At 39.8% G+C, this 25274-nt stretch carries 37 protein-coding genes, 1 tRNA gene and 1 pseudogene; 16 read left to right on the top strand and 23 right to left on the bottom strand.

Features of this window, described 5'->3' with window-relative positions; all coding sequences use genetic code 11:
• Window position 1 precedes the first annotated feature (1 nt).
• The 3 genes from ADH67_RS00905 to ADH67_RS00895 are packed head-to-tail and all read right to left on the bottom strand — an operon-like array spanning window position 2 to window position 2761.
• Window positions 2-772: a transglutaminase family protein gene (locus ADH67_RS00905; protein ID WP_066590792.1), complete on the bottom strand. Its 771-nt coding sequence runs from the start codon at window positions 770-772 to the stop codon at window positions 2-4.
• A gap of 13 nt (window positions 773-785) precedes the next feature.
• The gene (locus ADH67_RS00900) at window positions 786-1463 is read right to left on the bottom strand and encodes an alpha-E domain-containing protein (RefSeq protein ID WP_066590790.1); all 678 of its coding nucleotides are present in this window, start codon (window positions 1461-1463) and stop codon (window positions 786-788) included.
• Window positions 1445-2761, bottom strand: a complete 1317-nt coding sequence (locus tag ADH67_RS00895; RefSeq protein WP_066590788.1) for a circularly permuted type 2 ATP-grasp protein — start codon at window positions 2759-2761, stop codon at window positions 1445-1447. The genes ADH67_RS00900 and ADH67_RS00895 overlap by 19 nt, the downstream gene beginning before the upstream one ends.
• Window positions 2762-3008: 247 nt before the next feature.
• Between ADH67_RS00895 and ADH67_RS00890 the strand changes: the two genes are divergently transcribed.
• Both ADH67_RS00890 and ADH67_RS00885 read left to right on the top strand, forming a co-directional pair.
• A tRNA-Leu gene (locus ADH67_RS00890) sits at window positions 3009-3095 on the top strand.
• Between the two features lie 160 nt (window positions 3096-3255).
• Window positions 3256-4545, top strand: coding sequence for a tyrosine-type recombinase/integrase (locus tag ADH67_RS00885; protein WP_066590785.1), 1290 nt, complete (start codon window positions 3256-3258; stop codon window positions 4543-4545).
• Here ADH67_RS00885 and ADH67_RS00880 read toward each other — a convergent pair.
• From ADH67_RS00880 to ADH67_RS00780, 20 genes are all read right to left on the bottom strand, one after another.
• The gene (locus ADH67_RS00880) at window positions 4542-4775 is read right to left on the bottom strand and encodes a MerR family transcriptional regulator (RefSeq protein WP_066590783.1); all 234 of its coding nucleotides are present in this window, start codon (window positions 4773-4775) and stop codon (window positions 4542-4544) included. The genes ADH67_RS00885 and ADH67_RS00880 overlap by 4 nt on opposite strands.
• Complete coding sequence (locus ADH67_RS00875) at window positions 4769-5158, bottom strand: DUF3310 domain-containing protein (RefSeq protein ID WP_066590781.1); 390 nt, start codon at window positions 5156-5158, stop codon at window positions 4769-4771. Before ADH67_RS00875 ends, ADH67_RS00880 begins: the two co-directional genes overlap by 7 nt.
• Window positions 5148-5504 (bottom strand): nucleoside triphosphate pyrophosphohydrolase family protein, encoded by a 357-nt coding sequence (locus ADH67_RS00870; RefSeq protein WP_066590779.1) that lies wholly within the window; start codon window positions 5502-5504, stop codon window positions 5148-5150. Before ADH67_RS00870 ends, ADH67_RS00875 begins: the two co-directional genes overlap by 11 nt.
• Window positions 5497-5883 carry a hypothetical protein gene (locus tag ADH67_RS00865; protein WP_066590777.1) on the bottom strand — a complete coding sequence of 129 codons (387 nt, stop codon included), beginning with the start codon at window positions 5881-5883 and terminating at the stop codon, window positions 5497-5499. The genes ADH67_RS00870 and ADH67_RS00865 overlap by 8 nt, the downstream gene beginning before the upstream one ends.
• Entirely contained in the window at window positions 5864-6271 is a 408-nt protein-coding gene (locus tag ADH67_RS00860; protein WP_066590775.1) for a hypothetical protein, read from the bottom strand. The genes ADH67_RS00865 and ADH67_RS00860 overlap by 20 nt, the downstream gene beginning before the upstream one ends.
• Before the next feature lie 115 nt (window positions 6272-6386).
• Window positions 6387-6728, bottom strand: a complete 342-nt coding sequence (locus ADH67_RS00855; protein WP_066590773.1) for a hypothetical protein — start codon at window positions 6726-6728, stop codon at window positions 6387-6389.
• A gap of 169 nt (window positions 6729-6897) precedes the next feature.
• Window positions 6898-7329, bottom strand: a complete 432-nt coding sequence (locus ADH67_RS00850) for a hypothetical protein (RefSeq protein ID WP_066590771.1) — start codon at window positions 7327-7329, stop codon at window positions 6898-6900.
• Window positions 7330-7741: 412 nt separating this feature from the next.
• A complete protein-coding gene (locus ADH67_RS13220; RefSeq protein WP_157108084.1) occupies window positions 7742-7912 on the bottom strand; it encodes a hypothetical protein in 171 nt (56 codons plus the stop codon).
• 107 nt (window positions 7913-8019) lie between these two features.
• Complete coding sequence (locus tag ADH67_RS00840) at window positions 8020-8547, bottom strand: Rha family transcriptional regulator (protein ID WP_066590767.1); 528 nt, start codon at window positions 8545-8547, stop codon at window positions 8020-8022.
• A gap of 11 nt (window positions 8548-8558) precedes the next feature.
• Window positions 8559-8768 carry a hypothetical protein gene (locus ADH67_RS00835; RefSeq protein WP_066590766.1) on the bottom strand — a complete coding sequence of 70 codons (210 nt, stop codon included), beginning with the start codon at window positions 8766-8768 and terminating at the stop codon, window positions 8559-8561.
• Between the two features lie 274 nt (window positions 8769-9042).
• A complete protein-coding gene (locus ADH67_RS00830) occupies window positions 9043-9405 on the bottom strand; it encodes a hypothetical protein (RefSeq protein WP_066590765.1) in 363 nt (120 codons plus the stop codon).
• 266 nt (window positions 9406-9671) lie between these two features.
• The gene (locus ADH67_RS00820; protein ID WP_066590762.1) at window positions 9672-10382 is read right to left on the bottom strand and encodes a hypothetical protein; all 711 of its coding nucleotides are present in this window, start codon (window positions 10380-10382) and stop codon (window positions 9672-9674) included.
• Window positions 10375-10596, bottom strand: a complete 222-nt coding sequence (locus ADH67_RS00815; protein ID WP_066590761.1) for a hypothetical protein — start codon at window positions 10594-10596, stop codon at window positions 10375-10377. The genes ADH67_RS00820 and ADH67_RS00815 overlap by 8 nt, the downstream gene beginning before the upstream one ends.
• Window positions 10593-10880, bottom strand: a complete 288-nt coding sequence (locus ADH67_RS00810; protein ID WP_066590759.1) for a hypothetical protein — start codon at window positions 10878-10880, stop codon at window positions 10593-10595. Before ADH67_RS00810 ends, ADH67_RS00815 begins: the two co-directional genes overlap by 4 nt.
• Window positions 10867-11106, bottom strand: coding sequence for a hypothetical protein (locus ADH67_RS00805; protein ID WP_066590757.1), 240 nt, complete (start codon window positions 11104-11106; stop codon window positions 10867-10869). The genes ADH67_RS00810 and ADH67_RS00805 overlap by 14 nt, the downstream gene beginning before the upstream one ends.
• Before the next feature lie 4 nt (window positions 11107-11110).
• Window positions 11111-11716 (bottom strand): hypothetical protein, encoded by a 606-nt coding sequence (locus ADH67_RS00800; protein ID WP_066590755.1) that lies wholly within the window; start codon window positions 11714-11716, stop codon window positions 11111-11113.
• 61 nt (window positions 11717-11777) lie between these two features.
• Window positions 11778-12770, bottom strand: coding sequence for a DUF2303 family protein (locus ADH67_RS00795; RefSeq protein ID WP_066590753.1), 993 nt, complete (start codon window positions 12768-12770; stop codon window positions 11778-11780).
• Window positions 12771-12823: 53 nt separating this feature from the next.
• Window positions 12824-13198, bottom strand: coding sequence for a hypothetical protein (locus tag ADH67_RS00790; RefSeq protein ID WP_066590751.1), 375 nt, complete (start codon window positions 13196-13198; stop codon window positions 12824-12826).
• A gap of 70 nt (window positions 13199-13268) precedes the next feature.
• Entirely contained in the window at window positions 13269-13517 is a 249-nt protein-coding gene (locus tag ADH67_RS00785; protein WP_066590749.1) for a hypothetical protein, read from the bottom strand.
• An 11-nt stretch (window positions 13518-13528) separates the two neighbouring features.
• Entirely contained in the window at window positions 13529-14068 is a 540-nt protein-coding gene (locus tag ADH67_RS00780) for a hypothetical protein (protein WP_066590747.1), read from the bottom strand.
• A 415-nt stretch (window positions 14069-14483) separates the two neighbouring features.
• On the opposite strand from ADH67_RS00780, the pseudogene ADH67_RS13695 reads away from it, so the two are divergent.
• From ADH67_RS13695 to ADH67_RS00710, 14 genes and pseudogenes are all read left to right on the top strand, one after another.
• A pseudogene (locus ADH67_RS13695) lies at window positions 14484-14651 on the top strand (DUF2213 domain-containing protein); the annotation flags it as partial.
• A gap of 30 nt (window positions 14652-14681) precedes the next feature.
• Window positions 14682-15608, top strand: coding sequence for a hypothetical protein (locus tag ADH67_RS00775; RefSeq protein WP_066590745.1), 927 nt, complete (start codon window positions 14682-14684; stop codon window positions 15606-15608).
• A gap of 26 nt (window positions 15609-15634) precedes the next feature.
• Window positions 15635-16144 (top strand): structural cement protein Gp24, encoded by a 510-nt coding sequence (locus ADH67_RS00770; protein ID WP_066590743.1) that lies wholly within the window; start codon window positions 15635-15637, stop codon window positions 16142-16144.
• Between the two features lie 25 nt (window positions 16145-16169).
• Window positions 16170-17228: a major capsid family protein gene (locus tag ADH67_RS00765; protein WP_066590742.1), complete on the top strand. Its 1059-nt coding sequence runs from the start codon at window positions 16170-16172 to the stop codon at window positions 17226-17228.
• 101 nt (window positions 17229-17329) lie between these two features.
• Window positions 17330-17812: a hypothetical protein gene (locus tag ADH67_RS00760; protein ID WP_066590741.1), complete on the top strand. Its 483-nt coding sequence runs from the start codon at window positions 17330-17332 to the stop codon at window positions 17810-17812.
• Window positions 17813-17837: 25 nt separating this feature from the next.
• Window positions 17838-18266: a DUF4054 domain-containing protein gene (locus ADH67_RS00755; RefSeq protein WP_066590740.1), complete on the top strand. Its 429-nt coding sequence runs from the start codon at window positions 17838-17840 to the stop codon at window positions 18264-18266.
• A 90-nt stretch (window positions 18267-18356) separates the two neighbouring features.
• On the top strand, window positions 18357-18920 hold the full coding sequence (locus tag ADH67_RS00750) for a hypothetical protein (protein WP_066590739.1): 564 nt from the start codon (window positions 18357-18359) through the stop codon (window positions 18918-18920).
• 2 nt (window positions 18921-18922) lie between these two features.
• On the top strand, window positions 18923-19402 hold the full coding sequence (locus tag ADH67_RS00745) for a hypothetical protein (protein WP_066590737.1): 480 nt from the start codon (window positions 18923-18925) through the stop codon (window positions 19400-19402).
• On the top strand, window positions 19350-19967 hold the full coding sequence (locus tag ADH67_RS00740) for a phage neck terminator protein (RefSeq protein ID WP_236578432.1): 618 nt from the start codon (window positions 19350-19352) through the stop codon (window positions 19965-19967). The genes ADH67_RS00745 and ADH67_RS00740 overlap by 53 nt, the downstream gene beginning before the upstream one ends.
• A 2-nt stretch (window positions 19968-19969) precedes the next feature.
• The gene (locus ADH67_RS00735) at window positions 19970-20719 is read left to right on the top strand and encodes a hypothetical protein (protein ID WP_066590735.1); all 750 of its coding nucleotides are present in this window, start codon (window positions 19970-19972) and stop codon (window positions 20717-20719) included.
• 238 nt (window positions 20720-20957) lie between these two features.
• Window positions 20958-22454, top strand: coding sequence for a DUF3383 family protein (locus ADH67_RS00730; protein WP_066590733.1), 1497 nt, complete (start codon window positions 20958-20960; stop codon window positions 22452-22454).
• A gap of 33 nt (window positions 22455-22487) precedes the next feature.
• Window positions 22488-22931, top strand: coding sequence for a phage tail fiber protein (locus tag ADH67_RS00725; protein ID WP_066590731.1), 444 nt, complete (start codon window positions 22488-22490; stop codon window positions 22929-22931).
• A 2-nt stretch (window positions 22932-22933) separates the two neighbouring features.
• On the top strand, window positions 22934-23329 hold the full coding sequence (locus ADH67_RS00720) for a hypothetical protein (RefSeq protein ID WP_066590729.1): 396 nt from the start codon (window positions 22934-22936) through the stop codon (window positions 23327-23329).
• 226 nt (window positions 23330-23555) lie between these two features.
• Window positions 23556-25271, top strand: coding sequence for a hypothetical protein (locus tag ADH67_RS00710; RefSeq protein ID WP_066590725.1), 1716 nt, complete (start codon window positions 23556-23558; stop codon window positions 25269-25271).
• Window positions 25272-25274: the final 3 nt, after the last annotated feature.

The raw sequence follows: 25274 nt of genomic DNA, 5'->3' as shown, positions 1-25274 counted from the left end.
TTTACAGTTCGATCAATCCTGACTTAGTAAGCATGACTTGTGCTCCTCCGCCGAGGAACACTCCTTTCTCCAAAGAGCAAGAAGAAAAATCAATTCCCTGGGAAATCTTCATATAACGTTCGTTGCAAATTGCGTTGTGCGTAGGATCCACACCCACCCAATACTGACCGTTAAAATACTCAACCCAAGCGTGGGTTGCGCCCTCTCCTTGCAGCAAACCTGCGACATACCGGCATGGAACGCCCTGAGCACGCAAAACACTAAGCAAAATATGTGAATAGTCTTGACAGACTCCCTCACCAATTTTCCATGCCTCTGAAGCCGTAGTTGAAGTTGAGGTAACTCCTTTCTGATACCTGAAGTCGCAGGAAATTCTTGAAACCCAATAATCCGTCACCTTATCAGCCGAACCTGTTGTCCTAAACTCCAAGAAGTACTCGGCAAGAACTCCCTCCAACCGAGTGAGCGGAGTATGAAATAAATAATAAGGAGCAGGTTCCGAATAGTCTTTCTTTGAAACATCAATCAGAACCTCACCGGTCGAACAAAAAGTGAAGGAGTCATGTCCCCGTTCCAAGTAACCTTGATGGACTAAATTACCGAAAGCGTCTTTATAGATGCCTAGTCCGCACGCAGGCGAACAAGAAAGGCTGACTCGCATCGGCTCTTGTGAAGGAACTGCCAAAGGAGAAGCCCGCAGCAAAAACGTATGGTTATTGACGGGCTCTTCAAACCTCAAGTCTGTTTTTAAAGAATAAAGAAATTTCTTCATTAAAAATCCTCGTTTAAGGTTCTACAAGTTCTCCAATTAAGCTCAGTGCTTGAAGACGGGAAATGTCATCACCTTTCTGCGATTCAATCAGGTAGGTTAAGGCCTCAAGCTTGTCTTTGTTAATATTAATTCCCGATCCTTCCAAACGGCGGATCAGTTTACCCAAAGTTATTTCTAACTCTTCCCAATCGGCTCCGAGACGCAGCTGCATATCAAGCCTTTCTAAATATCTTCCGGCTTTAATCAAGCTGCGTTTGTGCTTGGTTCCGACTTTTTCGTCGAGGATACCCCAAAAGGCCAGCAAATAATCAACAACCTGCTGGTTTAATAAAGCGTAGGCGCCCGTTTTTCCCCCTTCTTCCATTAAGTCCAAGGACATCTGGATATAGGAAAGAGCAGGCGTTGAGATGATATTTCTCAGAACTAAACCGTTGTCGTACGCTCTGGAGAGATTGCTGTACAAAGAATCCGGATTATTTTTATCCCACTGATAGTGGGTAATAAAATCCATTTCATCCGCATACACGTTCGGGATATTTAACCTATCACAAAATTGCTTATAAGCAGAGCTGTCTGAATCTAATAAGACGTCATAGAGCTCTTCGAGATAATGTAAGGTCAAGCAGACTCTTTCGACATAACGTCCGAGCCAGAATAAATGATCACCTTGTTCTACCGAGACATAACCCATGTGTCTTTAAAGCCTCCGCCTTGAGAAGAGTTAACTACGAAAGAATCCGGCACTCGAGAGAATCTTGTCAGACCGCAGTGCCAAACATCTGTTTTATCTGCTGAAGAAACCACATAGGCTCTTAAGTCAGCTTTTCTTGGAACGGTGGTTTCACCGTCAAGAACAGGAAGATCAATAAAGTTAATCACTTCCTGGAGGATGAACCTTCTCGGTTCGTCTTGGATTTTTTGACGCCACTCTGCGAGCGTCGCTTCATCCATATCTTTTCCGAAGAGAACGCCATATCCGCCTGCTTCAGCAACATCTTTGATAACCAGTTTATGAATATTATCCAAGCAGTATTCCATGTCTTCCCTATACATTGGAAGATATGTCGGCGCATTATGCAGGATCGGCTTTTCGTTCAGATAGTATTCAATCATTTTAGGGACAAAGTAATATGTTCCCTTATCGTCAGCCACGCCGTTGCCCGGTGCGTTGACAATCGCAAGATTGCCTGCAAGATATGCGCTCATGATTCCCGGAACACCAATCAAAGATTCAGGATTGAATGTCAGTGGATCGAGGTATTCATCGGAAATACGGCGGTAAATAGCACCGACTAATGCTTTTCCGCCCTGCTGGGTACGGATATAAAGCTTATTTTCCTCCACGAACAAATCATTCGGCATAACCAGAGGAAAACCTGTCACCTCGGCCAAGTAGCTGTGCTCAAAGAAAGCTGAGTTATACCGGCCCGGTGTAAGAATGACATTCAGACCGCCCGGATTGACGCTTTGCATGCTGTGAGCCAAGAGTCTGCCGTAGTCGGCGTTGTTGTCCACCTTATTATGTTTAAAGGTTTCCGGGCTAGCTCTGCGTGAGAGCTTCCTCGCAATTAAAGGGTAGGAAGCGCCGGAAGGGATGCGAAGATTGTCTTCAAGAATAAACCATTCTCCGCTGTCGGCCTGAACGAGGTCGATACCCGAAATATGAGAGAATACGCCGGCTGGGGGAACGAAATTATCGCATTCAGGCAGAAAACCGCTTGAAGAGAAAACGAAATTGTCCGGGACTACACCGTCTTTGATAATTTTTTTATCAGTGTAGATATCTTTTAGAAAAGCATTTAGAGCGTTTACACGCTGCTTCAAGCCTTGTTCGAGGATTTCAAATTCCTCCGCTGAAATTACTCTTGGGACCGGATCGAAGGGAAATAATTGTTCGATAAATTCATTATTTTTATAAATACCGAACTTCACTCCGTAACGGGCCAGGAGACGATTAATTGCCTGAGCATTGGCAACTAAAGATTCCATTATTTGACCTCCTAGGATTGATGATTGGTTTGCACCGGTAAAGGAAGTGAACCTAGCTCTGAAAAGATTTTGGTTCAGCTTTTATATTAGGACTATTTAAGAACCAATCTTTTAATCTTAACAACAAAATCTAATTACAAAGCTAGGACTTTCCCCCACCCGCATAATTACTGCAGATTTAAGAAATTTACGCAAAAAGACTTGGCAAAGAATCCAAAAATAGGATAAAATTCGACTTCTGTTGAGTGGCCCGATGGTGAAATTGGTAGACACAAGGGACTTAAAATCCCTCGGCGATTTAGCTGTGCCGGTTCAAGTCCGGCTCGGGCCACCAAATTCAACTTTCCCCTCCTTACGAAAATCAACGAAAGTCAACGAAAATCACAGCAAAAAATCCCGTGTTTACAAGGGTTCCGAGTTGTGCGATTATTTTACCCATTACGAAAATCAACGCAAATTAACGAAAATTATGTAAAACCAAGTCGGGGGCAAAGTTGGGGGCAAAAAAAATAAAGTTTACGCAGAAGTCACTGGAAGCATTAGCCGACCAAGGTAAATACTCGGACCCAATAACAAGCGGTTTGTTTTTGAAAATTCGAACCGGGGGAAGTAAATCGTGGTTTTTTAGAAGAGCGGTAGACAATAAAGATTACGAATTAGGTCTCGGTTCTTTTCGAAAAGTAAATTTAGCGCAAGCAAGATCCGTTGCCTCAGGACTGTATGCCCTTCCCCCGAAAGAATTTATTGCGTACATTGAAACCAAAAAAAACAAAAAAGCTATCGAAGAAAAAGACAAAAATTCTTCACTGACTTTCCGTCAGGCGCAGCAGAAATTTATTGACTGGAATATTGAAGTTGGCAACTGGCAGGAGCTGGATAAAGCTCACAAAGTATTTGAAGGAAGAATGAGAAACCATATCTTGCCGGTTATCGGAGATAAGCTGATTCAAGAATTAACAGCTGAAGATATTGCAGAAATAGCTAAGCCAATTTGGGACAAGCCTGCAACTGTAGAACGGTGCCTCCGGTTCATCCGGCAAGTTTTCGACTGGTCAAAAGCTAAGAGATATTGCACGCAGGACAACCCAGCAGACAGAAACGGAGTATTGAAATATCTGCTGCCTCAGCAAAGACATGTTACGAAAAACAGAGGTGCGATATCTGTTGCGGAGTTGCCCGAATTCTTTGCTTCAATAAAGAAAGATTTTGAATATATGGTTTCCGGTAAATGTTTTCTGTTTGCGGTATTGACGGCAACTAGATCGGAGACAGCAAGATATGCTCGGTGGGAGCAAATTAATTTAGAAGAAAAGGAATGGATAATCCCGCCGGAGCAATTAAAAATGTCCGGCAACGGGACATTGATTGTTCCGCTTGCGGATTGTGTTGTGGACTGGATAAAGACGTGGAAACCGGAGAACGCCGAAGGTTATCTTTTCTCAAACGACAAAGGTAAACCTCTCAGCGACTCAATAGTTTCTAGATTGATAGCAGTGAGCTGTAGATCCGGGAATAAGTGGATCGATACAGCTCAGTCTGCCAAGTTAGGAAAAGAAGTAAGGCCAACTTTGCACGGCGTGGCAAGGGCTACTTTTAGGACGTGGAGTCAGGACGACTCGTTAGGAAATGATAAAAGGTTCGACTCTCGTATTGCTGAATTGTGCCTGCACCACAAAGTTAAAGATATCTATAACGGTGCGTATGAGAGAAACGAACACTTCAAAAGAAGAAGAGAGATGATGACCGCTTGGGCTGAATATTGTTTCTCGAGAGTCAGTGACTAAGAGGCTTTTTGACCGGCGATATAGCGAGCAAGATCGGGCTGGAGGAAACCTTTTCTGGTTCCTCTTTTTTGCAACGGGCAATTGAAGTTATTCTCTTCATATGTTCGCCAAACTTTGGTGCCGTCTTTCTTGACTTCAAAGTAACCGCCGTTCACCCAGTTTTCTAAGGTTCTGTAGGAGACCCCGAGAAGTACGGCCGCCTCCTTAAACGGGATAAATTTGGCTAACATTTCTCTCTCTCCAGTTTTACGATCCGATGGCGAACATTGTCTTGTAGATAACCCCAAAACGTGAAGTAATTGCTTGAGAATCGATAAGAAATACGAAGTATCTCAGACTTAGAAAATTGAAGGCAAGAAGCTAGTTTATAAAAGTCGTCCTCATTATCTTCTTCAATGCTAACAGCTCCAGGACTTCTTTGATTTCTTTCAAGATACCAAAGTGCTTTCTTTAAGTCTTCAAGTTCGCTTGAGCCATCCTTATGCCCGGCTCTGAAGACGTACTTAAGAGCATTGCCCAGGCAAAAAGGCAGTTTTTCGTAGAGATCAATCGGCTGAATTACGATAGCTTGACTTTCGTAATGCGCCGGATGATTGACAATATCAGTGCTCATAATTTTTCTCCTTTTCAATCCGCTTCAGCTGACGGTTAACTTTTTCGGTCATTAAACGTTCAATTGTTTCTTTTAACTCTGGTGCTTCTTTTACAAGCAAATATTCAATTTGTTTTGTAAGCACTAATACGTCCGCCATTTCTTTCAAACTTTCATCCTGCGATTTATCTATTTTTTCATAACAATATTCAGCCGGATGACCGTTGTTTTTCATATCAATATAGACTGCTGTCTTTAATGAACTTGCCGCATATTCTCCGCATTCTTCGGCTAGTTTTGTCATTTGAATACCAAGGCCGTAATGGTCTGCAATAGTTTTTAATTTCGTTTCTAACTCTCTATTCATTTTTTGCTCCGGTAACTTTAATTTTTTGGTTTTCTTCTCTTTTCTCTGCTGCTTTTCTTTGTTTATATTTCCTCTGCATTTCTCTTATCTTCTCTAAGTGCTTCGCTCGGTATTTCCGAGATCGTTCACGCTCTTTTTCTCGTTTAATAGCAAGTAATTTTTTACGTTTCTTTTCTAATTCTTTAGTTTTTTCCGATTTGTTCCCGAGCGTGTTCATTAACCCTGTTTGGTTAGCCTTCAAGTACCCTCGCATTAGATCATGGTGAAAACATACATGGATTTGGTAGGGAGGGAGGTCTAATGTTTGTTCAATTTCCCGAGGTGCAACATTCGCACTGGCTAATCGAAAAATTTCTTGTTTAAGATTTTTCTGTGTCATTTTTGTTCATTTTTCTTTTGGCCAATATTTCTCTTGTTCTCTGTCTGTTTCTTTCTGCTCTTTCCGCTTTTTCTTCCTGACTCATTGTTAACTCTCTGTAAGCTGCCTCTATGTCTTTTTGAGCCTGCTCTTTAAGGTCAGCTGGTAAAGAGTCATCATCGATAAAATAGGTTGAATGCCAGAGAAGATCGAATGGATATGCGTAAGTCCCCTCTATGTAAAAGTCTTCTTTTTTGCAATACATTACATTGTGGCTTACACAGTAATCAGCTGTAATTTCGTTGAAGTACAGCGAATAGCTAGCGTTAATGCGATACTCTCCAATAATTTGTTCAAAGTCAGCTGAGACAGTTCGCAATCTTTGATTTGCCGTATTGATTTCTTCCATTTATGTGATTCCTTGTTTTCTTAGTACTGCCATTTTTTTTATGCACTCACAAAAACAAAAACGCTGGCTATCAACAAAGCGAAAACCAGCGTTAAAAACATTATTTCATCGAATCTCATTTGTTCACTTTTTCATTTTGTAGATGGTTCCAAGAGTTGACTAATTCGTTATATGTATCTTTTAACTGTTTGTTTTGTTTCCGAAAAGTCTCATTTTGTTGCCTGATTATCTTGTTCTGCTCTTCCAGTTTCGCTAAGGCTTCTCTAAATTGCTCGTGAGCCTTGGCTAACTCTTTATTTAGCTCGCAGACTTTTGAATTTGCTTCTGATAGTGCATTAACTTGTTTTATTTCAATCTCGTAATGTTGGCGGTTTCTAATTGTTTCGTTGATATGTGAATAAAGAATCAATCCGAATGCTGTAAAAATAACCGCAATAGTCCAATATTCAAATTTCATTTTTTCCTCATAAAGAAAAACCGCCAGGAGCGGTTCATGATTGAATTTTTAAGAAACATCGACACATTTTTTAGATATGTCGATTCGATAAACATAAAAAAAGACCTGATAACTAGGTCGGTCATCAGGTCAAACAGTTCTTTAAAACAAGTAAAAAGAAAAGATTTATTTAAAGAGATTGTACTGTTAAGTTAAAACGTTTCCCAAGAGATTTTAATGCCTGTTCGAGAGTATCGATTTTTGTTCTATGTTTCAGATTTAACAAACGTGTTATTTCTGACAAAGAGAAGCCCGTTTTTTCTGCTAAAGACGATCTCCCAATGTTGGCGTCCACCATTTCATTATGGAGAAGAATTTTTGCCTCCTCTGTTGGTGTAAGTTCTACAACAAACTCACCTTTTTTTGCTGGTGTTGCATAAGGAACCTTAATACCGTCCTTCATCATAAAAGAGATACAGTCTTGAACTGCATAACGTGCCCAATCCTCTTTTGTTTCTCCATCTGCTGGCCACGATAGAAGTTCGGGGATATCACGACATTTAATTATTTCCGTTCCGTCCTCAACTTTTACAAAGTGGCAAGCAAAATTAAAGTTGCACATAATTTAATCCTTTGTGTTGTTTTATTCTTCAATTATGTAAGGAAATTTAACCCCTCACATGGAGGGGATTTCATTAAAGACCTAAATCTCTGATTATGTTTTTTCGAATCTTCTCGTTAATTTCCTTAGATAGATGTCTTGGTAGAGTTTGTCTCTTACCTTGATATACCAATAAAAAATGACGAGTTCCGTTTTCTACTAAAACTCCCCTGGATTTAAGCCATCTGATAAATTCAGATGTTTTCATTATTTTTCCTTACTTTTTAAAGAACTATGGCACTATCACCATGTTTTACATATTAGCATATATTTACTAATTTGTAAAACTATACATTATATAGTTGGCTTGAGAACCAGGCATAAAAATTAAAAAGGCACCGTTTTATTGGTGCCTTGGTTGGTTCGTCATGGTTTAATCAGAATGGATCATCAATCCTAGTTCAATTGCTTTTTCGGTCGGAGCGTTATGTTCATCTAAGTATCCCATTTGTTTCATATATGAAATAAGTTTTTCCTTGTCTATCTCAAGTAAAGAAGCGGCTTCTTCAATAGAAAACAATCTATTTTCATTTTTGTTAATCATTTTCATTTCCTCTGTTTTGGTTAATCACTAAAAACAATTAAGGCGGAGCCAAGACTAAAAATCTATTTGGACTCCGCCCTGCAAAAAATTAGGTTCAGCAGAACTTACTAGTTTTCAAAAAAAGGAAGCAGAGGTTCAATCTCCGATCGCTTTATTTCTAGCTTAGATTCCAGCATTGTTTTTTTATCTCTCCATATTCTTAAATGTTTTCCTGCCAAACTTCCTAATGCTTTCTCTTCTGCCAACTCTTTAACTTGTTGCATGTACTCTGCCAGAGCACTAGTTTTTATTTGTGCTATCTGGCGCTCTTTTTCCTTGAAAGCGTTGATATAAGAAATTTTAAATTTAAGAGCTTTTTCACCAGAGAACCCCATAGCCAAAAGAGTAAATCCATCTTTTGTCATGTTGTAATACTTTTGTGGCTTTCCGTTCTGTAACTCATTGATTCTGTAGCAAACCCCAAAATTGGGTTTTGCAAAATCTGGGACTTTGCTTATTAAATTATCGATATCTCGGATGACGTGATCATGGCGTTTTCCGAAATATCTAGCAACTTCAAAGGAAGATGTAACGGCCTGACGATTGACAAGTTCGATTATTGGCTTTCTTGCAATCGTTTGATTAATTTTATTCATAAACTTTCCTCTTAGAGCGAGTTAAGACGCTTAATCGCAAGTCTTGTAAGACCCTCAATGCGTTTCGCTTCAAGTTGAGATTCGAGTAAGAAAGTACGCAACTCAACAAAAGTTTGATGATCTGTTTCTTTTAGGTTTCTAAGTTCTTGCTTAGAAATTCCGAGTAGAGATATAGCGGTGCGATCTGCTGATAAGGTAGCAGTTTTAGAGGAAGTTTTCATATCGAACTCCTGTACAAAGATTTAAAAATCTCGGTTGTCACTTTCCACGGTGATGGTGCCGAGTACTTGCGGGGTGGAAATCCGTGAGTACAGGGACACGGCCACGCCTAAGCGTGCCCGCAAGCCTCGACATTAAAGGAGTCGATAGCAATAAAAAAACCGCATGGTGCGGTTAATCTACTGCACCTGTACTAAATTTGAAGGGATTTCCACATCCCTTTTTAGTATAGGCCAATCTATCGGAAAAAGTAAAGACTTGTTTTTACTGCTCTATCTATCTGGGATTAGCTATTAGATTTTTTCTAATAACTTCTTGATTTGGTTGTTTTCTTGGTATGGAACTAACTACTAGACCAGTTTTAAAACTTTTAGGACTTTTTGGTTTTTCTCCTGTTCTATATATTCTGCTCTCAAGTCTGACATATGAAGAACAAAGACGATCAAAGGCTTCATCAAGATCTTTCATATCTCTTTCCAACGAGTTGATCTTTCTTTCCAGAGAATTGATTTTGTCCAAAATCATTCCTCGATCTTTGTAAAGTTGTTGAGTATCAGAACAAAGCCCCATTGTTATATAAACAAGAACTAGAACAACTAATAACAACAAACAACAAAACAGTAATAAAGCTATTTTCATCGCAAAACCTCCTTAGCACCCGCAATTTAAAACGTGCTCAATCATCGCTTTGCTAGGAAGAATGACGATTAAAACTAATGCGCCCAACGAGTAGAAAAAAGAATAAATACCGACTTTGTTAGGTTTTTCTGCATTTTCTTCATTAACTAAATACAAAGCTAAAAAGCAGGTTAAAGAGATGATTATCGCTATAAAAAAAGAAATTTCAAGAAATATCCTGAACTTAAAAAATGTATCGAATAAGTAAAGAGACGTGTTAGAACAATTCATTTAATATTCCTTCCGGTTATCCTCTTGCCTTCGGAATTCATGAAAATTCTTATAGGCCATTCGTATTTCATCGGAGGCATATAAGAACGCAAGATTTTTTGCCAACCTTTATGTTCGATAAATTCATATACGGCTTCCATCTCTTCGATTCCAGAAATAACAAAAACCTTATCTATAACATTATTAAAAGCCGCCGATTCACACATTAAAACCGGGTCATCCTCTCGATATTTTTTTAATTCAACAAGATCTTCTCCGGCTTGAACAAGAGTAATTTTTTTGTCTTTGCTCTTTGGGTTGTATTCGATTACTGTACCGTCAGAAGAAACTACTAAACAATTTTCATTTGTTGGAAGTGGGATGTCCCCGCAATAACAACCGTCTCTTCCTTGTGAGTCAATATATTTAAGTGCTAACGATGACGAACCTAAATAATTAAACAAAATTCTAAAATCTATCTTCTCTGGCTCTGCTTCGGCCTCGATTTTTTCCCAAGCGATAACACAACATTCATCATCCAATTCTTGGAAATTGCTTTTTCCATTTGAAAATTCATAGTTGAAATATTCGAAAACTTCTAAGTGTTCTTGACCAAGATCATCAAAATACAAAACTAAAATCTTATCGCCTGTATGCCACTTGTAATATGAAACTTCGTCTTTATGAGTAAGCAACAAGCTAGTTGTTTCATTTAATCTTTCACACATCAATTCTTACCCACCCTAAAATTAACGCCCCTTGTTTTTCAAGTTGCGTAAATGATTTTTTGTCGTTTTTAAAGCTCTTTTTTGAATAGGTATAAGTGCATATTTCGTAACCTTTACCCAAAGAAAAGACGACAAGAATCTTGTCGCCTGTTGTCCAACTATGCGCTAGTGGTGAGTCGTTACGTATCGGAATCTCTATTACTAAACTTGTCATTTTTTCTCCTTTTTTGGAGAACTAAAAACCTTGATTTTTTCCCAAGATTCGAGTTTCATGTCATACCAATCTTCTAGATCATCCATGCAGCAGTTAGCTATTTCCAGCTCTGAATAAATTGGCACTCCAAGCAACCCGCCACCTTCTTTAGAAAAAATTAATATATGTTTCCGGCGTGTTGGTTTGTAAATCATACAAGCCAAAATCATGTCGCCGTTTTTTAGGTCTTTGGCTATTGTTGGATCGTCTGTCCGGGTAAGTCGGAATATTTTATTTGAACCCATTTTCTACTCTCAACCATTCAATCATCGGCCAGCCCTTCTCCAGCATATAAGACAATCTACAAACCGGATAATCAACCATGTAAAAATCATTAATACAATATTCAAACAGATAACCATATCTTTCGTAAGTTTCACAAAAGATAACTACTATCCTGTCTCCATTCATGAAATCGTCATGATCAAGCGGTGAATCATAGTGAAGTTCATATCCGTCTTTCAGATTCATAGTGTTACCTCGTTAACGTAAGGGACAACTTACGAACCTGACCATTTAATAATTTGGCTTCATTGGTTTCTTTTAAGAGGTTTTTAATAGTGTCAATAGGTGCCTTACAAGCTAATTCATCTTTTTTAAAAGTGTTCGCTGTATCGGTCAAATGTTGAGCTATAACCAGTTCTCTAAATGTTCGCTCTGGAGTATTTGTAACGCATTCTCGTAAGAAGGGAAAGATTAAATCTGCGTAAGTTCTAATAGCCTTAAGCTCTTCTCCGGTCGTTACAAGGTTTTCTTTCTTTAACTGTAATTGTCTCTTCTTTAGTTGAGATAACGCCAGAACTGCGCCATTCTGCGCTTCGTGAATCGTTCTTACTGATTCGTCATCTAATAAATCAGCCCGGTTATATCTAACCACCAGCCCCCAATTCACTAGACTTGCCATTTTGTCAAAAAAATCTTGCTGACAATAACCTTTTGGTAGTCCGATTTCGTGCTGTAATTCCAGATTGTCAACAAACTCGAGAATTGAATCAAGTTCATGTTGCGGGAAATAATTTCTTAGCGGATTCGCTAAGTATCGCTGCTTATATTTTTTCCTTGGTTTCTTAGATTTAGCCATGTAATAAAGCTCTTTAAACAAAGAAAAAGGGCGTATTTCAGCCCCTGTAAAATGTTAGTTGTTAATCAGGTAATGCGCCCGTGTAAATCGGCAACTGTCCTTTTAGTTCCTTCTTAATACTATCTGCAACAGTATCAATAGCCCGCTTAAATACTTTTTGGATTTGCATTAATTCGAACCAAAGAGTCAATTCACCAGTGTTGCGATTTATGCGGTATCTGAGCTTTACTCGGATTGAATGTAATTGACCGCTGGCAAAAATCGGAATGGCAATAAGGAACTCGGTAGGAACTTCTAACTTCTTCTCGCCTCCGGTTTTTTCAGTGTATGCAAATGAAGCCATACCATTAGAAACATTTACACGAGAACTAAATGTTACGTTCCGGCAATCGTGAAGATTTGATACCGCTTCATAAACTTCGGCAGCACTAACTCCTTTGTCTCTATCGCTGTAAATATCTTCAATGTGATTCTCGATAAATTCAGCCATTTCAACTTGGTTTAATTTAGTGGCGTTATTTTGGTTCCACTCTTTCCATTCTGGAGAGAAGCAAGGGACGTAATACGCTCTCTGGTCACACCAGTTTGAAGTCTCTCTCTTGTTGTCATTGAAAACCGCCAAAACCTTAAATGTTAGTTTGTCTAGATCGGCTTTCATGTACAAACTTGAGTCTTTAGTTAGATAGTCTTTAACGAAAGAACAGAATGATTCCGGTTCGTTAAATTCTGTTATTCCGGTAATTCGTTTAGGTCTATCTAATAATTTAGAGAAGTCTCTAATTTCCCAATTATTGTTATTGCTTACCGGAACGGCTAAAAGCGGTACACCTTCAATGTCAACTTTAAACGGTGCAGTAGCTTTAGTAATAGCTTTTATACCTTTAATCTTTTGTTGATACTCTTGATTTTGCATATAACCTGAGTAAAACTGCTCAAACTTATCTGCTCTATCTTTCCAGTATTCAACCTCTTCTTCATTTTCGGATTCGGTTTCGTTTTCGTTTTCTGTTTCAGGTTCTAAAACATCATCTTGTTTCTTTTGTTCTTCACTCATTGAGTAGTCTCCTATATCAGTGAAAAGTTAATAAAAAAATTCTCTTAGTTCTCTTAGTTTTCGTGGTGGATTATTTCGCCGTCCTCGTCTACCACCTCACACAACGGGGGGCGTTTTTCAATTTCAGGGAATAAAGTACTTTGGTTAAAATTGTTCGCTACAAGCTCACATTGAGAGTTAACAAACAACACGGATTCACCAGCAATGACCGGAGGTTTAGCGGTGATTTTGTCTTGCAACTTAACGGCTTCAACTTCGCCGTTGTTCATCGCATTAGGTTTAATCGTCAATTCGATAACGATTTTTCCAGACTTTCCGGTTTCTTGAACTGCTTTAACCACGTCTTTTAATTTTTCCGAGGCTTCAATAGCTGCCGCACCTCGTCTCAAGCTAGAAAATGTAACTACAAAATTATTTTGCTGACTCATGTTTTTACTCCATAAAAAAAGCCCCCAAACTTTCGGAGGCCGTGATTAATTTGATCCTTTAAATTGTTTTTTAATCTTCGTATTCTTCAATCTCTTCTTTAGGAAAAGCGATAGCACCGCTTAGGTTTTCTATATAAAAAATGTTTTTATTAAGGTCTGTACCGGAGGTGGTATATCGAGCGTTTTCTAAAACGATATTTATTGCTCGATCTTGCATTTGTTCGGCGATAGTTGCCATTGCCGAATCTTTATCAAACAAAGCAAATACAACTTTTTCAAGCTCTGGATTTTTAAATCTGTACTGCATTATTTCACCCATAAAAAAATCCCCTATTTGGGGATAGTACGTTCATATTTTTTCAACCTCCAAGAAAAATATTCATTCCAGTTAGTACAATCTGATTCGTGAAGGGACGTGAAATCTAGGACTAAATCTAAGCTGCTACTTCTACTTAAAATCTGCGAACATTTAATACCGGCAACTTTATAGACACCGTCTGTCAAGTCTAATCTAAAATCGTGTAAATATCCTGAATCTAAAGCGTCTTCGATTAGCCCTAATAAAACAGCTCTATTCAAATTGAACTTACGTTCTAAAAAGTCAAATTCCGACAAAAACTCTGGAGTAAATTCAAGTTTTATTTCTTTCTCTGCATGAAATTGCTTCCATTCAACATTTTTGTATCGAGAATAGTAATCAAATAAGCACTTTTCTATTTGCTCTTGGGTATATTTAGTTTTGTAAGCAAAAACAAAGTTATCATTGAGATAATTTAATGTGAAACTACACTTATATCCTTCTTCGTCATCGTACTTTACAAGAAGGATGTCTCCCTCTTTCCATTCATGATCAAACGGAGAATCCGGCATAAGTTCTTTTAATCGCTTTTTGTCTTGTTCATTAATTCTTGCGCCTCCGGTTTGTAAAGTTCTGGCAGTTCACGGAATGCGACAAAATTGAATCCGTCATCTTTGTCAACCAAACAACACCACCATTGATTGGAAACCGACCATTCAAGGACCTACAATTTATTTTTTTCTATGTTGCTATCGAAAACTTGGACTAAATAACTTTTTCCCTCCGGTGGCAGAACCTTCGGGTAAGGATTCCAGTCATTGGGATCATATTCAGGGATAACTTCAAGCTCGGATTTGTCAAAATCTATACGCCCAACAATTTGTAAATTTTGTTGTAGGTCTTTATGTAATCGAGTTCTGTAATCATTTGTGTAATATTCTGCTAAAGAGATAATCTTCGATTTTTCTTTAATTTGATTATCTATAGATTTTTTTATCGAATCTTCATCAAATAAGGCAAATACCGCTTTTTCTAGTTGCGGACTTTACCCCGGGCGTTACCGAAGCGGGGGAAAAATACGATTATGTACAGCGTCAAATTCGAGCGAACCATTTGGCGTTAGTTGAAACTGGGCGGGCTGGCCCGGAAGTTAAGGTTCGTGATTCAAAACAGGAACTTTTGAAAATGGACGAAGAAACAAAAAACGATGCCACAGAAAAGGCAGAAGTGACCCTCGCTCAAGCAATTATCGACCTGCACAAAACTACTCCAGACGGAGAAGTTACAGACGTGCAGGATGAAGATAAGAACGCCAAGATCGAGAAAATCATTGAGTCTTTAAAGGCTAAAGGCTTAAGCGATGACGAAGCCGAACAACTCAAAACAACTTTAACCGACCTCGCCTATCCAAAAGCAACCGGAGACTCAGACGAAAAAGTTAAAGACGAAGCACAACCCGCTAATGATGAAGAAGAGGAAGTAAATATGGACGAAGAAGTCAAAGACGATGACAAAGAACTTGATGAAAAGATGAAAGACCCGGCATTTAAAGCGGGGTTTGAGGCTGGCACCCGTTACGGTGAAAAAGTCGAAAAACAAGACCCGAAAGGCGTTGACGCAGACCATGAAAGAGAAGGCATGGAAGATAAGCTAACCCAAGACGCATTAAAGGCTTGCGGTTTAGACGAAGCCCCGGAGGAAGTTCAGAACGCATTTAAAGCTGGTTTGAATTACGGTGATAAAGATCAAGCAGAAGATTCCGATGAAGAACTTGAGGCTAAAGACGAAGAGGAAGAGAAAAAAGAAGTTACCGCTTCCGATTCTATGAAAGTTCTCAAGAAAGCAATGTATGCAGAAATGAAAGCTATTGATGACGTTAAACCAGTTCTCGGGAACATTCGCCTTGGTGCTTACGACTCCGCCGGAGCGGTTTACGTTGCCGCCTTGAACAAGTTGGGCGTTAAAGGTGTTTCCGCTCGTGACGCTAGATCTGCTTACTTCGCTTACATGAAGGGTCGTAATGCAGGAAGTTCTAAATCCTCTTTTGCTAAGGATTCCGCTCCGTCCAAACCTTCCGCTTTAGGTTCAATTCTCGACAAAGTACATAGCTAATCAATTTTTTTAATGGAGATTAAACAATGCTTCAAAATAAAGTAAATCTTTATCCGTCTAACGGTATTCCAGGACAGCAGGTTGCGTTCGGACAGGCGGTTTACACACCAGAAAACTACGTTAGTGACGGTACAGTTAAATGCGGTTGCTTCGCTTTTGCTAAGGCTAACACCACCAACGCTACAGCTGTAACCTTCCCGCTTGCTTCTGTTAAGGCCTCTGCCGGAGCGGTTGCTATTGGTTTAGTAGAACGCACCTTTAGTGCAACTGTTGGATTAGATGGTATCGATACTGACGTTTATCCACAGGGTGCCGAGTTAACAATTGCTATCCGTGGTGATTACTACATCGAGGCTCCGGCCACAGCAACAGTAGATCAATCCGTTCTATGCGATCCGGCAACAGGTGCCGTTACGTTCGGAACTGCCGGATCCGCCAATGATACCGGTTGGGTTGTTAAAACAGCAGGCGCAAAGGGCGATCTGATCGTGATTTCTAATCACGGTGTAAATGCAATTCCGGCTAAATCTGCCTAAGAAAATTTTTTTGGAGAATAAATAAATGAATGATTTCGAAAAAGCCAAACTTAAAGGTATTGGCGGTGTTAATGTTCAGGGCTTCATGTCCTACACCGAAGACAGCGGATCCATAGTTGTTGACTACGAACAAACTGAAAAACGCCTCGCACGAGACGCAGCACTTCAAACTTCTGTCAGTGTAGGCGTCCCCTCCGTTTTTACAATCTATATTGATCCTCAGGTTGTGCCTATTCTTTTCGGTGCTCTCAACGCTTCTAAGGTGATGTCCGACGAAAAGCAGGGAGACCGTTACGACAAATTCATGACATTTACAGTAGAAGAATACGCAGGTAAAGTTACCCCCTATAGCGACTTTACCGGAAACGTCTCTACTGATGTAAATTACGAATATCCGGTACGTGAAAATTTCCTATTCCAAACTGTTATTAAATACGGTGACTTGGAGGCCGGAATTGCAGCCAAGGCTAAACTAAATTTAGTTTCCTCTAAACAAAGGGCAGCTGCTTATATTATCGGCATGGCGCATAATAAATTTGCGCTGTACGGTGTAGACGGCAAGAAAATTTACGGGATGTTAAACGATCCTAACCTGCCGACTTCCATCGCTCCGATTTCAATTAACAGTAAATCTACTTGGGCAGACAAAATCACATCCGATCCGGAAAAGGGCGCCAACATCATTTTTAACGATATTAACAAGCTCTGGGCACAGATTGCCTCTAACAACGGCGGCCACGCCGATCAAAACGGCCGTATCGTTTTAGCTATCAGCAATACAATGAGTTCTTACCTCTCTACTCCGAACTCATTCGGTCTCTCTGCCATTGCTATGTTAAAAAAAGCTTTTCCACTGTTAGAGGTTATTCAGCTCCCTGAACTCTCAACCGCAGCAGGTGAAATGCTCTTTATGGTCGTACCCGAGGCAATGGGCACCGAAACCGGTAATACTTGCTACTCTGAAAAATACTTCATGGGTCGAGTCATTCCGCAACTTTCTCACTACGAACAGAAAGTATTCGGTGGCACGTGGGGAACAGTAATTAAACGCCCCTCCATGATTGCGACTATGGTAGGTATCTAACTAACCCCCTTTAAGGGGATTTTTTTTACCCAAAACAAAGAGAGCACAGGAATCGTATTCCTAGTGCTCTTTTCAATTATTACGATACAGAAACATTAAAAATGCCAAGAAAACAAACAACAAAACAGACAGTACAAACCGCAAAGGTTATTGCAACTTCTTTTGAGGAAAACAAGAAAGCTAAGAACTCGGCTACATCTGGTGAAACCGTTGTAATCGCTTGCTCTTTGCCTCACGGATTGAAATTTGATGATGTACCAACCGCAAACGGTGGAACAAAAACTGTAATTTTCCCCGGCTTAAATGACCATTTAAAGGGAGCTAAAGAAGGAATTTTGTTAGGCCGAGGCAACAGTGTTGCCGTGGTAATTAATAAAGATGATTGGCTCAATATTCTGCGTATGCACGGGCAAGAGAGAGTCTTTAAAGGAGTTAACGGCTCTTTGCCGTGCTTAATGGAAATGAAGAGCGAGGACGAATATAAATCTCGTCAATCTCAGGGAGAGTTAGAAGAACTCGATAACGGCTTACATCCTGTGGATCCTGAATCAGTGGGAGTAGCAGAGGTAACTCAAGAAGTTTAAAAAAATTCCTTTTTTATGGTGCACTATGGCAGTAGTTATTTTTGACCCCGACAAATTTAGAGAAATTTATCCGGCTTATTCGGATGAAGTTAAATTTTCGGATGAATACTTGCAGTATTACTTTGATTTAGCCGTTGAGTTTGTAGGCAATACTGACGCTGATAGTTTTGCACCTTACGACCCCGAAAATAAAATCTTTTTGCGTGAACGGCTGCTTTATCTTGCTACCTGCCACTTGCTAACTTTAGACCAACGACCGGAAGGTCAGCCCGGAAGAGTTACTAGTGCTACTCAAGGATCAGTAAGTACTTCTTTTGACCTGCTAAAAGCTAATACCTTTGTTGGTGACTGGTGGGCGCAAACTAAGTGTGGTGCTATGTTTTGGACTATGACCGCAAGATACAGAGTTGGAGGAAGATTTTACGGTGGAGGTAATTTTCACCCGTGGGGATAACGATTTTTAGATAAAAGAAAACCGCCCGAACTGAATAGTTCCGAACGGTTTTAAATGAAGCCTTAAGAAAAACACTAAGCAAATTTTATCATGGCTATTCGAGTCCTATCTAATAACCTAACAGGTAAGTTACTAGAAAACATTAAAGCTAATGCGAGTAAAAAGTTACTTGTTGGAATAAGGGATCCAGAGGTTGCCACTTATGGGATGTATCTCGAGTATGGCTGGGTTCAACGAGTAACACCTAAGCAAAATGCTTGGCTTAATGCACAGTTAGGAACTAACTATAAGTTTTCAACTTTAAGCAATCCACCCCGGCCTTTTATGCGTGCTACGTTCGCACAAAAAAATAGAGAATGGGCGGAACTGTTTAAAGCTCAATTAATACAAACCCAAGACGTTACTAAGGCATTTACCACGTTAGGAGAGATAGTTAAAGCAGATATTAGAGAAACGATAAAGCAAGGCGGTTGCCCGGCCGGTTCTTTTCCTAAACGTTCGCCATTGACTATGGCAATGTTTGAAGCCCTTGGGGAAAATCAAAAAGTAAGGAAAATTCAAGGTGGTGAATCATTGCCTAATAACACGACTACAACCCAAGCACTGATACTAAACGGGAAATTGTTTGCGTCAATAGACATGAAGGTAATTTAATAATGAGCTTGAATCTACATTCAATCGTGCGTCATGCGATTAACGCTAACTATCAAGATGATTCTTTTACCTACTATCGTTCCTTAGGACAAGAGAACGTAAACGGCTTGATTAAAGCGTTATATGCACCAGCTGAAACAATTACCGGAAACTTTCAAAGTGAGGGGGATAGTACTCTAGACCATGCAAATTTGGCGGGTCAAAACTCAACAGTCAGAAAGCTATACATTCATGCGTCTAATGACCGTGAATCGAGGCCGTGGAGCTTATATAGACCTCTCGCCCGTTCGGGTGATTACATTGTTGATAAGTTTGGCGGGTATTGGCTTATCACAGCGGTATTAGAGGATTTTTCGGACGCTGGTTGGGTTTGTGTTCGGTGTACTTTTCAAACCGATACGCCACAATTAACGATTAAAGAAAATGACGATGAAGAAAACACTGAAAACGAAAACGGCACAGGAACCGACACAAACAATTAAAGCGGAAAACTTAACCCCTAACATTGTTAAAGCGGTTTATGAGTTCTTATCTGTTTTTGCCGTACCTGAGATTAAGAAAGAAAATATCTTTTACGGTAATCAAAACAATATCGCATTACCTGCTGAAAGTAACGATTACGTTATCTTCTCGTATATATCCAGTGTGCGCCACGGCACAGGATTTGAACAGTATGATGACAAAGGTTTAGATGATGAAATTTATTTATCTAACACTGTAGAGGTTTTAGTGCAGGTTGACTGCTACGCCTCCACGAAAAACGGAGAAGACGGCATTAATGCCATGCTAAGAGCGCAGGCACTTGATACTGTAGCCCGCTCCTCCGTTGGCGTTCAATTCTTTAAAGATAGGGGCTTAAGTCTTCTATACGCAGATGACCCGAAGGATACAACTCTAGTAGGTGATTCTGATTCTTATGTAAAACGTTCAACATTAACGCTTCACTTAAGTATGCAATCGGTTGTTAAAGCGACTATGGGATTCTTTAGTGCAGTGAATGTTGATTTAAAAAATGTTGATGTTAGCTATCCGCCAAAGGAAGGTTAAAAATGGAAAATGCTAAGGAAATAGGTAGAGAGTTTTCCCTCGGATATGCCTTTCATGCGGGGTTCTTATTTCGTTGCAATCACACAATAGCCAAAGATACTAAAGAGTGGATAACGATAAAAGGTGCTCATGTTCCAGTTGATGACAAAGGAAATCTTGAGGGTAATGTAGGAAAGAAAATAGAAACAGAGAAACCTCAACAAAAAGGAAATTTTAATCTTGAAAGTTTTAATGAGAAGCTAGAGCAAGGAAGTGAGCCTAGAAAGGTACTTAAAGAAGCAGCACAAAGTTTGATAGGAACTTACCATGTCAACCTTCCAGGGTACGGGGCTACATCAGTTAAATTAGGTTCGGGATTTGTCAAAGAAAGTGCCAAATACTTATATTCTAGAGAAGGTAATAAGAATCCGAAAAAGAGAAAAGAAATTGCGAAAAGACAACTATTTGCAATGTCGAAGCTCGAAACCATACTGTCGGAGGGGATTAAAACTAAATGGAGAAATACTCCCAACCATCATCCTGATTATGACTTCTTGACTGCTTACAAAAGAATGAATTATCAAAACGAAAATATTTTATTTAGCGTGGATATAAGAAGGAAGAGGGAAGGAGAAAGGAAGGAAATATACAACTCAGGCAATTCCAAGAATTTAGGTTTTTCAAAGAAACTTAAATCCTCAGTTATTCCTATCAAACCAGCAAGAGACAGTGAATTTGGAAATGGTTTTGAAATTATTAGTATTAGGTGCTAAAGCAGAGAACCTGACTTATCTAGGTGATGTCCTTCACAGAGCTAGAGGTCGTCAGGTTCTTAATTTCAGGCTCTCTCGGAAGCTCAAGGGACGACTCCCATAAGACCACCTGAAAAGTCCGTACAAGAATCATACTCTAGTCTCCGACATGACTCAAGGAAGAATACAAAATTTTTAATATTTGCATATCAATCAACCAAAGACCGTTTAGAGCGGTCTTTTTTTATGGGATTTAACTATGTCAATCAATAGTAACTACCTAGTTTCCATTACCCCAAGAGTAATCGGGGCGGGTTCGGCTGACCTCGAAACTAACGGCCTCTTGCTTACCGATAATGCACTTATTCCAACTTCTAAACCAGCGGTTGAGTTCATTACCGCTCAATCAGTTGCCAACTACTTTGGAGCTGAATCAAAAGAAGCTGATTTTGCTAATCAGTACTTTTCAGGCGTAAACAACCAACAGAAATCAGTACAGAGATTATTTGTTGCCCGCCGTGTTTCAGCTGATTGCGCCGCTTGGATTCGTTCCGCTCCGGTTAATACTCAATTATCCGAACTTGTGAAGATTGAAGACGGTTCCTTAAAAATTACCGTTGGGGCTGAGACCAAAACAGTATCCGACTTGGATTTATCTACAGCTAAATCATTAAGTGAAGTTGCCACTTTATTGGCTACAGCTATTACAGGCGTTACAGGCGTTTATAACTCTGACCAGAAAGCCATTATTCTTACAACCACCGCAACAGGTGACACTGCGACAATCGGATACGCCGAGGCCACAGGTTCTGGCACTGATTTGTCCGCTTTGTTAGGTTTGAGTGAAGAAACCGGGGCGGTTTTATCCCAAGGTTCTAAAGCTTTAACCCCTTCTCAAAACATGAACCTGATCACTTCTGTTTCTCGCAATTGGGTAGGCTTCACTACTCTTTACGAAACAGAATTAGACGAGGCTATGGAATTAGCTAAGTGGGCAGATATCGATGATGATTATGTCTATTTCGATTGGGATAATGACGTAAAGATGACCAATCAAGCGACACAATCTCAAACTAAAGCCTACAAGCTGAAAGAAAATAACTTTAATTGTCTTGTTGAGGTTTACGGCGGTGCGCAGGAAACCGCTACATTTTTGGCCGTGGGTGCCTCCATTGACTGGACGGCAAACCAAGGAATTAAAACATGGTTCGCTAAATCCGCTTCTGGCATTAAAGCAAGCGTTCTAAGCGATGAAGTAGCCGAAGCCTTAGATGATTTAAGAGTGAATTACGTGGGAGCATTTGCAACCCGTAACGCAGAATTTGATTTTATTAATAGAGGTTGTTTGCTATCCGGTATCTATGAGTTCATTGATGTTCTCTACGGAATGATTTGGTTTAAAGCTCGCATTCAACGCCAAATTATGGACGGCTTTGCTTCAATTAATAGAGCACCTTATAACGCCCTTGGATTTGCATTTATTGAAGCGTGGTTACTTGACCCTATCAACGAAGCTAAACACAACGGCGTGATCGATACAGGCTTAGAACTTTCTAACTCTCAAGTTCAACAGTTACTCACAGAAACCGCCAACACGAACATTAAACAAGATTTGTACTCTAAGGGTTATTGGTACTTGATTGAGTCCCCGTCTGCAAACGTAAGAACTGAGAGAGGAACGCCACGTTTAGGCCTCTGGTTTACTTATGCCGGAAGTATCCAAAGAGTAGAGATGCCTCTATCTGAAATCCTTTAATGCTTAGATTTAATTAGTTTTGGAGCTTAAAAAATGGCTTTACCAACACAAAATTTAGATATCACCGCTGCTAATGCCACAGCGGTTATGACAGTAGAAGATTTATATCCGAATGGCATTCAATTACAAAATTTCTCAACAGACGCTGCAATTGTTGCCGATTCAATGCAAATTGCCGAAACCCGCATGGGCGTGGACGGTCATATGGCTGCTGGTGTTACCCCCAATATTTATCCGGTAACAATCACGTTAGAAGCCAATTCTCCTACGGCTTTCGCATTTGCAAATATTTATGAAGCAATGAGTTCAAACAAGAAAATCTATGTTTGTAACTTAACTGTTCGCTTACCGAGTATTGGCAAGTCTTATCAGTTTTCCAAAGGAGTACTTCAAACCGCAAACCCATTGCCAGCAGTTAATAAAGTTTTGGCACCGACAACTTGGGTATTCCACTTTGAAAGAATGGAGAAAATTTAATAATGAAAGAACCGAAAATTATCAAGCTGGATGACGGCGGAAATAAGCTCACATTCAAGATTTATCCTTTTCCTGCAACTAAAGCGGAAGATTTAATTATCCGTGTTGCAATGTTGGCCGGGAAAAATATGAATTTTGATTCTATTAATTACAATGAAGCTATTAAAGCGGTATTAAGTGCTCCATATCCAGAAGCTAAAGCAATTCTTGATGAAGTGCTTAAATGCGTGTATCGAGTTTGTGAAGGTAAGGAAACACAATTTTCCTATGATGACGCAGACGGCTATATTTCCTCCCCGCTAACGCTTCTTAGATTAAGAAAAGAATCCGTTGAGGCAAATTTTGGTTTTTTTCCCAACTTTCTGAAACATACCTCCCAAGGCGGGGTGAGTTTCTAGCTGATTGTGCAAAAGTGCGGGGAATTGCGACACCTTCTAACTTTTCCCCGCTTTTTTCTCGCTTAATTGCTAACAACTTAGCGACACTACAAGAACTTCAAACAACTATGACGCTAGAAGAAGCGTATCAGTTGGATGAAGTTCTTTTAGTAGAAAACTACAACAAATGGCTCGCACAAAAGAGCCAAAACTAAATTACTACTTCTAACTTTTTTGGCTGAAAATCATGGCAACTACAACAGATCAACTATTAATCGACATTGGCTTGAAAGCGGACGGGATTATTGAGTTCTTTGATTTATTAGCCAAAAAGTTAGATTATTTAATTAAAAAATCTGCTGGTGCGGATGAAGATATCAATCATCTGTTAGGTAATGCGACAGACATTACAGCTCAAAAAGTAAATGAGACCGGAGACGCTATAGCCAAAGTAGGAACAGGCCTAGTTCAGGCCTCCGATAAAGCAGAACAAACCGGAAAAGATTTAGATAAAGCAGGTAAACAAGGCCAAAAAGCGTTTGAACAATTAGACAGTACGGCTAAAAGAGTATTTTCCGCTATCAAGTCTTACGCCGGGCCTTTGGTTGCAATGTTCGGCGCAAAGCTCATGTTTACTAACTTTCTTGATGAAGGAGCTAAGTTAGATGATTTATCTAAGTCCGTACGGATGAACGTATCGGAAATAGACGCATGGCGCAAGGCTAATGTTGCGGCCGGTGGTAGTGCTGAGGCATTTACTAACGCTATGAAATCGTTTACCGAACGTACAGGCGCAAGCGGTGAAGTTTTCCTCCGAATGGGAAAACAACTTAACGGCATGAGCGGTGCTCAAGCTGACTATGCCCTTAAATACATGGGTTTGACTCGTGAAAGCGCAGCCGTTTTCTTGCAAAACAACAAGCAAATGAATACGCTTGTTGAAACCTATCGGAAAATGGCATTAACGCCTAAAGACGCAGAAAATGCACGGCGTTTTAAGATAGCGTGGCAAACCACCGGAATGGCAGTTCAAAACATTGGCAACCAGTTTGCCAAGTTCTTTATCCCGTATGTTGAAAAAGCGGTTAAAGCATTTGCAGAATTAGCCAATTTCATTGGAGAACATTCAGAATTTATCAAGATTGCCTTGGGTGCGATTACAGTGGCAGCAGCTGCTGCCTTCGGCCCTCGTGCAATTCTGACTAATGCCCCTAAGGTTTTGGGAGCGCTCTTTAGCCCGCTAGGGGTTGCAATCAGTTTAATTGTCTTATTGGCTGGTGCTATAGATGATTTAATTACGTTCGTTGAGGGCGGAGATAGCGTATTTGGTGAGTTCCTAGAAACTCTCGGATACTCAAGTGAAGATATCGAGGGCGTAAGACAATCATTTAAAGACGCTTGGAAGGCAATTTGCGAGCTTGGTGACGCATTAAAACCTGTAAAAGACCTGTTCATGGATGTTTTCGGGTCGGTTGTTAAATCTGCAATTCTTACGATTGTTGGTTCTATTGGATCAGTTGCCAAAGGAATTGCCGATTTAATTAATAAACTTCCTGAAATCAAAAAGACATTCATTGAAACATGGGAAAGTATTAAAGAAAGTGTTGCTTCGATTTTCGATTGGATAACAGAAAAACTTAATTTCTTCTCTGATTGGAAATTGCCGGACGCTTTAACTAATCCCATGGACAGCGTTAAAAATTTCTTGGGTTTTGGAGACGATAAGGAAAAGAAGATAGTTCCACCTGCCGGAAATATAGCGGGTAACGGTGCACCTTACGCCGGAAAAGCGGTAAAACAAAACACAGTAAACAATCAAGTTAAAACTGATGTAGTTATTAACGTGAACGGTGACGCAGACCCTCAAGCGATTAAACAAGCCACTATGCAGGGCGTATCCGAAGGTTTAAATAAAAACGATTTGTTAGCTAATAGCTCATCTGGTTTAATGGAGAGTTATTAAAAA

It is taken from the genome of Turicimonas muris, from assembly GCF_002221595.1.
In the GTDB taxonomy this organism is placed as follows: Bacteria; Pseudomonadota; Gammaproteobacteria; order Burkholderiales; family Burkholderiaceae_F; genus Turicimonas; species Turicimonas muris.
The sequence above is the reverse complement of the archived record's forward strand: the minus strand, read 5'-3'. Positions and strand labels throughout refer to the sequence as shown.

Bases quoted from the DNA above. Each gene is read 5' to 3' on its own strand.
- ADH67_RS00905 (WP_066590792.1), bottom strand. From the start codon at position 772: ATGAAGAAATTTCTTTATTCTTTAAAAACAGACTTGAGGTTTGAAGAG.
- ADH67_RS00900 (WP_066590790.1), bottom strand. From the start codon at position 1,463: ATGGGTTATGTCTCGGTAGAACAAGGTGATCATTTATTCTGGCTCGGA.
- ADH67_RS00895 (WP_066590788.1), bottom strand. From the start codon at position 2,761: ATGGAATCTTTAGTTGCCAATGCTCAGGCAATTAATCGTCTCCTGGCC.
- ADH67_RS00880 (WP_066590783.1), bottom strand. From the start codon at position 4,775: ATGTTAGCCAAATTTATCCCGTTTAAGGAGGCGGCCGTACTTCTCGGG.
- ADH67_RS00875 (WP_066590781.1), bottom strand. From the start codon at position 5,158: ATGAGCACTGATATTGTCAATCATCCGGCGCATTACGAAAGTCAAGCT.
- ADH67_RS00870 (WP_066590779.1), bottom strand. From the start codon at position 5,504: ATGAATAGAGAGTTAGAAACGAAATTAAAAACTATTGCAGACCATTAC.
- ADH67_RS00865 (WP_066590777.1), bottom strand. From the start codon at position 5,883: ATGACACAGAAAAATCTTAAACAAGAAATTTTTCGATTAGCCAGTGCG.
- ADH67_RS00860 (WP_066590775.1), bottom strand. From the start codon at position 6,271: ATGGAAGAAATCAATACGGCAAATCAAAGATTGCGAACTGTCTCAGCT.
- ADH67_RS00855 (WP_066590773.1), bottom strand. From the start codon at position 6,728: ATGAAATTTGAATATTGGACTATTGCGGTTATTTTTACAGCATTCGGA.
- ADH67_RS00850 (WP_066590771.1), bottom strand. From the start codon at position 7,329: ATGTGCAACTTTAATTTTGCTTGCCACTTTGTAAAAGTTGAGGACGGA.
- ADH67_RS13220 (WP_157108084.1), bottom strand. From the start codon at position 7,912: ATGATTAACAAAAATGAAAATAGATTGTTTTCTATTGAAGAAGCCGCT.
- ADH67_RS00840 (WP_066590767.1), bottom strand. From the start codon at position 8,547: ATGAATAAAATTAATCAAACGATTGCAAGAAAGCCAATAATCGAACTT.
- ADH67_RS00835 (WP_066590766.1), bottom strand. From the start codon at position 8,768: ATGAAAACTTCCTCTAAAACTGCTACCTTATCAGCAGATCGCACCGCT.
- ADH67_RS00830 (WP_066590765.1), bottom strand. From the start codon at position 9,405: ATGAAAATAGCTTTATTACTGTTTTGTTGTTTGTTGTTATTAGTTGTT.
- ADH67_RS00820 (WP_066590762.1), bottom strand. From the start codon at position 10,382: ATGTGTGAAAGATTAAATGAAACAACTAGCTTGTTGCTTACTCATAAA.
- ADH67_RS00815 (WP_066590761.1), bottom strand. From the start codon at position 10,596: ATGACAAGTTTAGTAATAGAGATTCCGATACGTAACGACTCACCACTA.
- ADH67_RS00810 (WP_066590759.1), bottom strand. From the start codon at position 10,880: ATGGGTTCAAATAAAATATTCCGACTTACCCGGACAGACGATCCAACA.
- ADH67_RS00805 (WP_066590757.1), bottom strand. From the start codon at position 11,106: ATGAATCTGAAAGACGGATATGAACTTCACTATGATTCACCGCTTGAT.
- ADH67_RS00800 (WP_066590755.1), bottom strand. From the start codon at position 11,716: ATGGCTAAATCTAAGAAACCAAGGAAAAAATATAAGCAGCGATACTTA.
- ADH67_RS00795 (WP_066590753.1), bottom strand. From the start codon at position 12,770: ATGAGTGAAGAACAAAAGAAACAAGATGATGTTTTAGAACCTGAAACA.
- ADH67_RS00790 (WP_066590751.1), bottom strand. From the start codon at position 13,198: ATGAGTCAGCAAAATAATTTTGTAGTTACATTTTCTAGCTTGAGACGA.
- ADH67_RS00785 (WP_066590749.1), bottom strand. From the start codon at position 13,517: ATGGGTGAAATAATGCAGTACAGATTTAAAAATCCAGAGCTTGAAAAA.
- ADH67_RS00780 (WP_066590747.1), bottom strand. From the start codon at position 14,068: ATGCCGGATTCTCCGTTTGATCATGAATGGAAAGAGGGAGACATCCTT.
- ADH67_RS00775 (WP_066590745.1), top strand. From the start codon at position 14,682: ATGGACGAAGAAACAAAAAACGATGCCACAGAAAAGGCAGAAGTGACC.
- ADH67_RS00770 (WP_066590743.1), top strand. From the start codon at position 15,635: ATGCTTCAAAATAAAGTAAATCTTTATCCGTCTAACGGTATTCCAGGA.
- ADH67_RS00765 (WP_066590742.1), top strand. From the start codon at position 16,170: ATGAATGATTTCGAAAAAGCCAAACTTAAAGGTATTGGCGGTGTTAAT.
- ADH67_RS00760 (WP_066590741.1), top strand. From the start codon at position 17,330: ATGCCAAGAAAACAAACAACAAAACAGACAGTACAAACCGCAAAGGTT.
- ADH67_RS00755 (WP_066590740.1), top strand. From the start codon at position 17,838: ATGGCAGTAGTTATTTTTGACCCCGACAAATTTAGAGAAATTTATCCG.
- ADH67_RS00750 (WP_066590739.1), top strand. From the start codon at position 18,357: ATGGCTATTCGAGTCCTATCTAATAACCTAACAGGTAAGTTACTAGAA.
- ADH67_RS00745 (WP_066590737.1), top strand. From the start codon at position 18,923: ATGAGCTTGAATCTACATTCAATCGTGCGTCATGCGATTAACGCTAAC.
- ADH67_RS00740 (WP_236578432.1), top strand. From the start codon at position 19,350: ATGAAGAAAACACTGAAAACGAAAACGGCACAGGAACCGACACAAACA.
- ADH67_RS00735 (WP_066590735.1), top strand. From the start codon at position 19,970: ATGGAAAATGCTAAGGAAATAGGTAGAGAGTTTTCCCTCGGATATGCC.
- ADH67_RS00730 (WP_066590733.1), top strand. From the start codon at position 20,958: ATGTCAATCAATAGTAACTACCTAGTTTCCATTACCCCAAGAGTAATC.
- ADH67_RS00725 (WP_066590731.1), top strand. From the start codon at position 22,488: ATGGCTTTACCAACACAAAATTTAGATATCACCGCTGCTAATGCCACA.
- ADH67_RS00720 (WP_066590729.1), top strand. From the start codon at position 22,934: ATGAAAGAACCGAAAATTATCAAGCTGGATGACGGCGGAAATAAGCTC.
- ADH67_RS00710 (WP_066590725.1), top strand. From the start codon at position 23,556: ATGGCAACTACAACAGATCAACTATTAATCGACATTGGCTTGAAAGCG.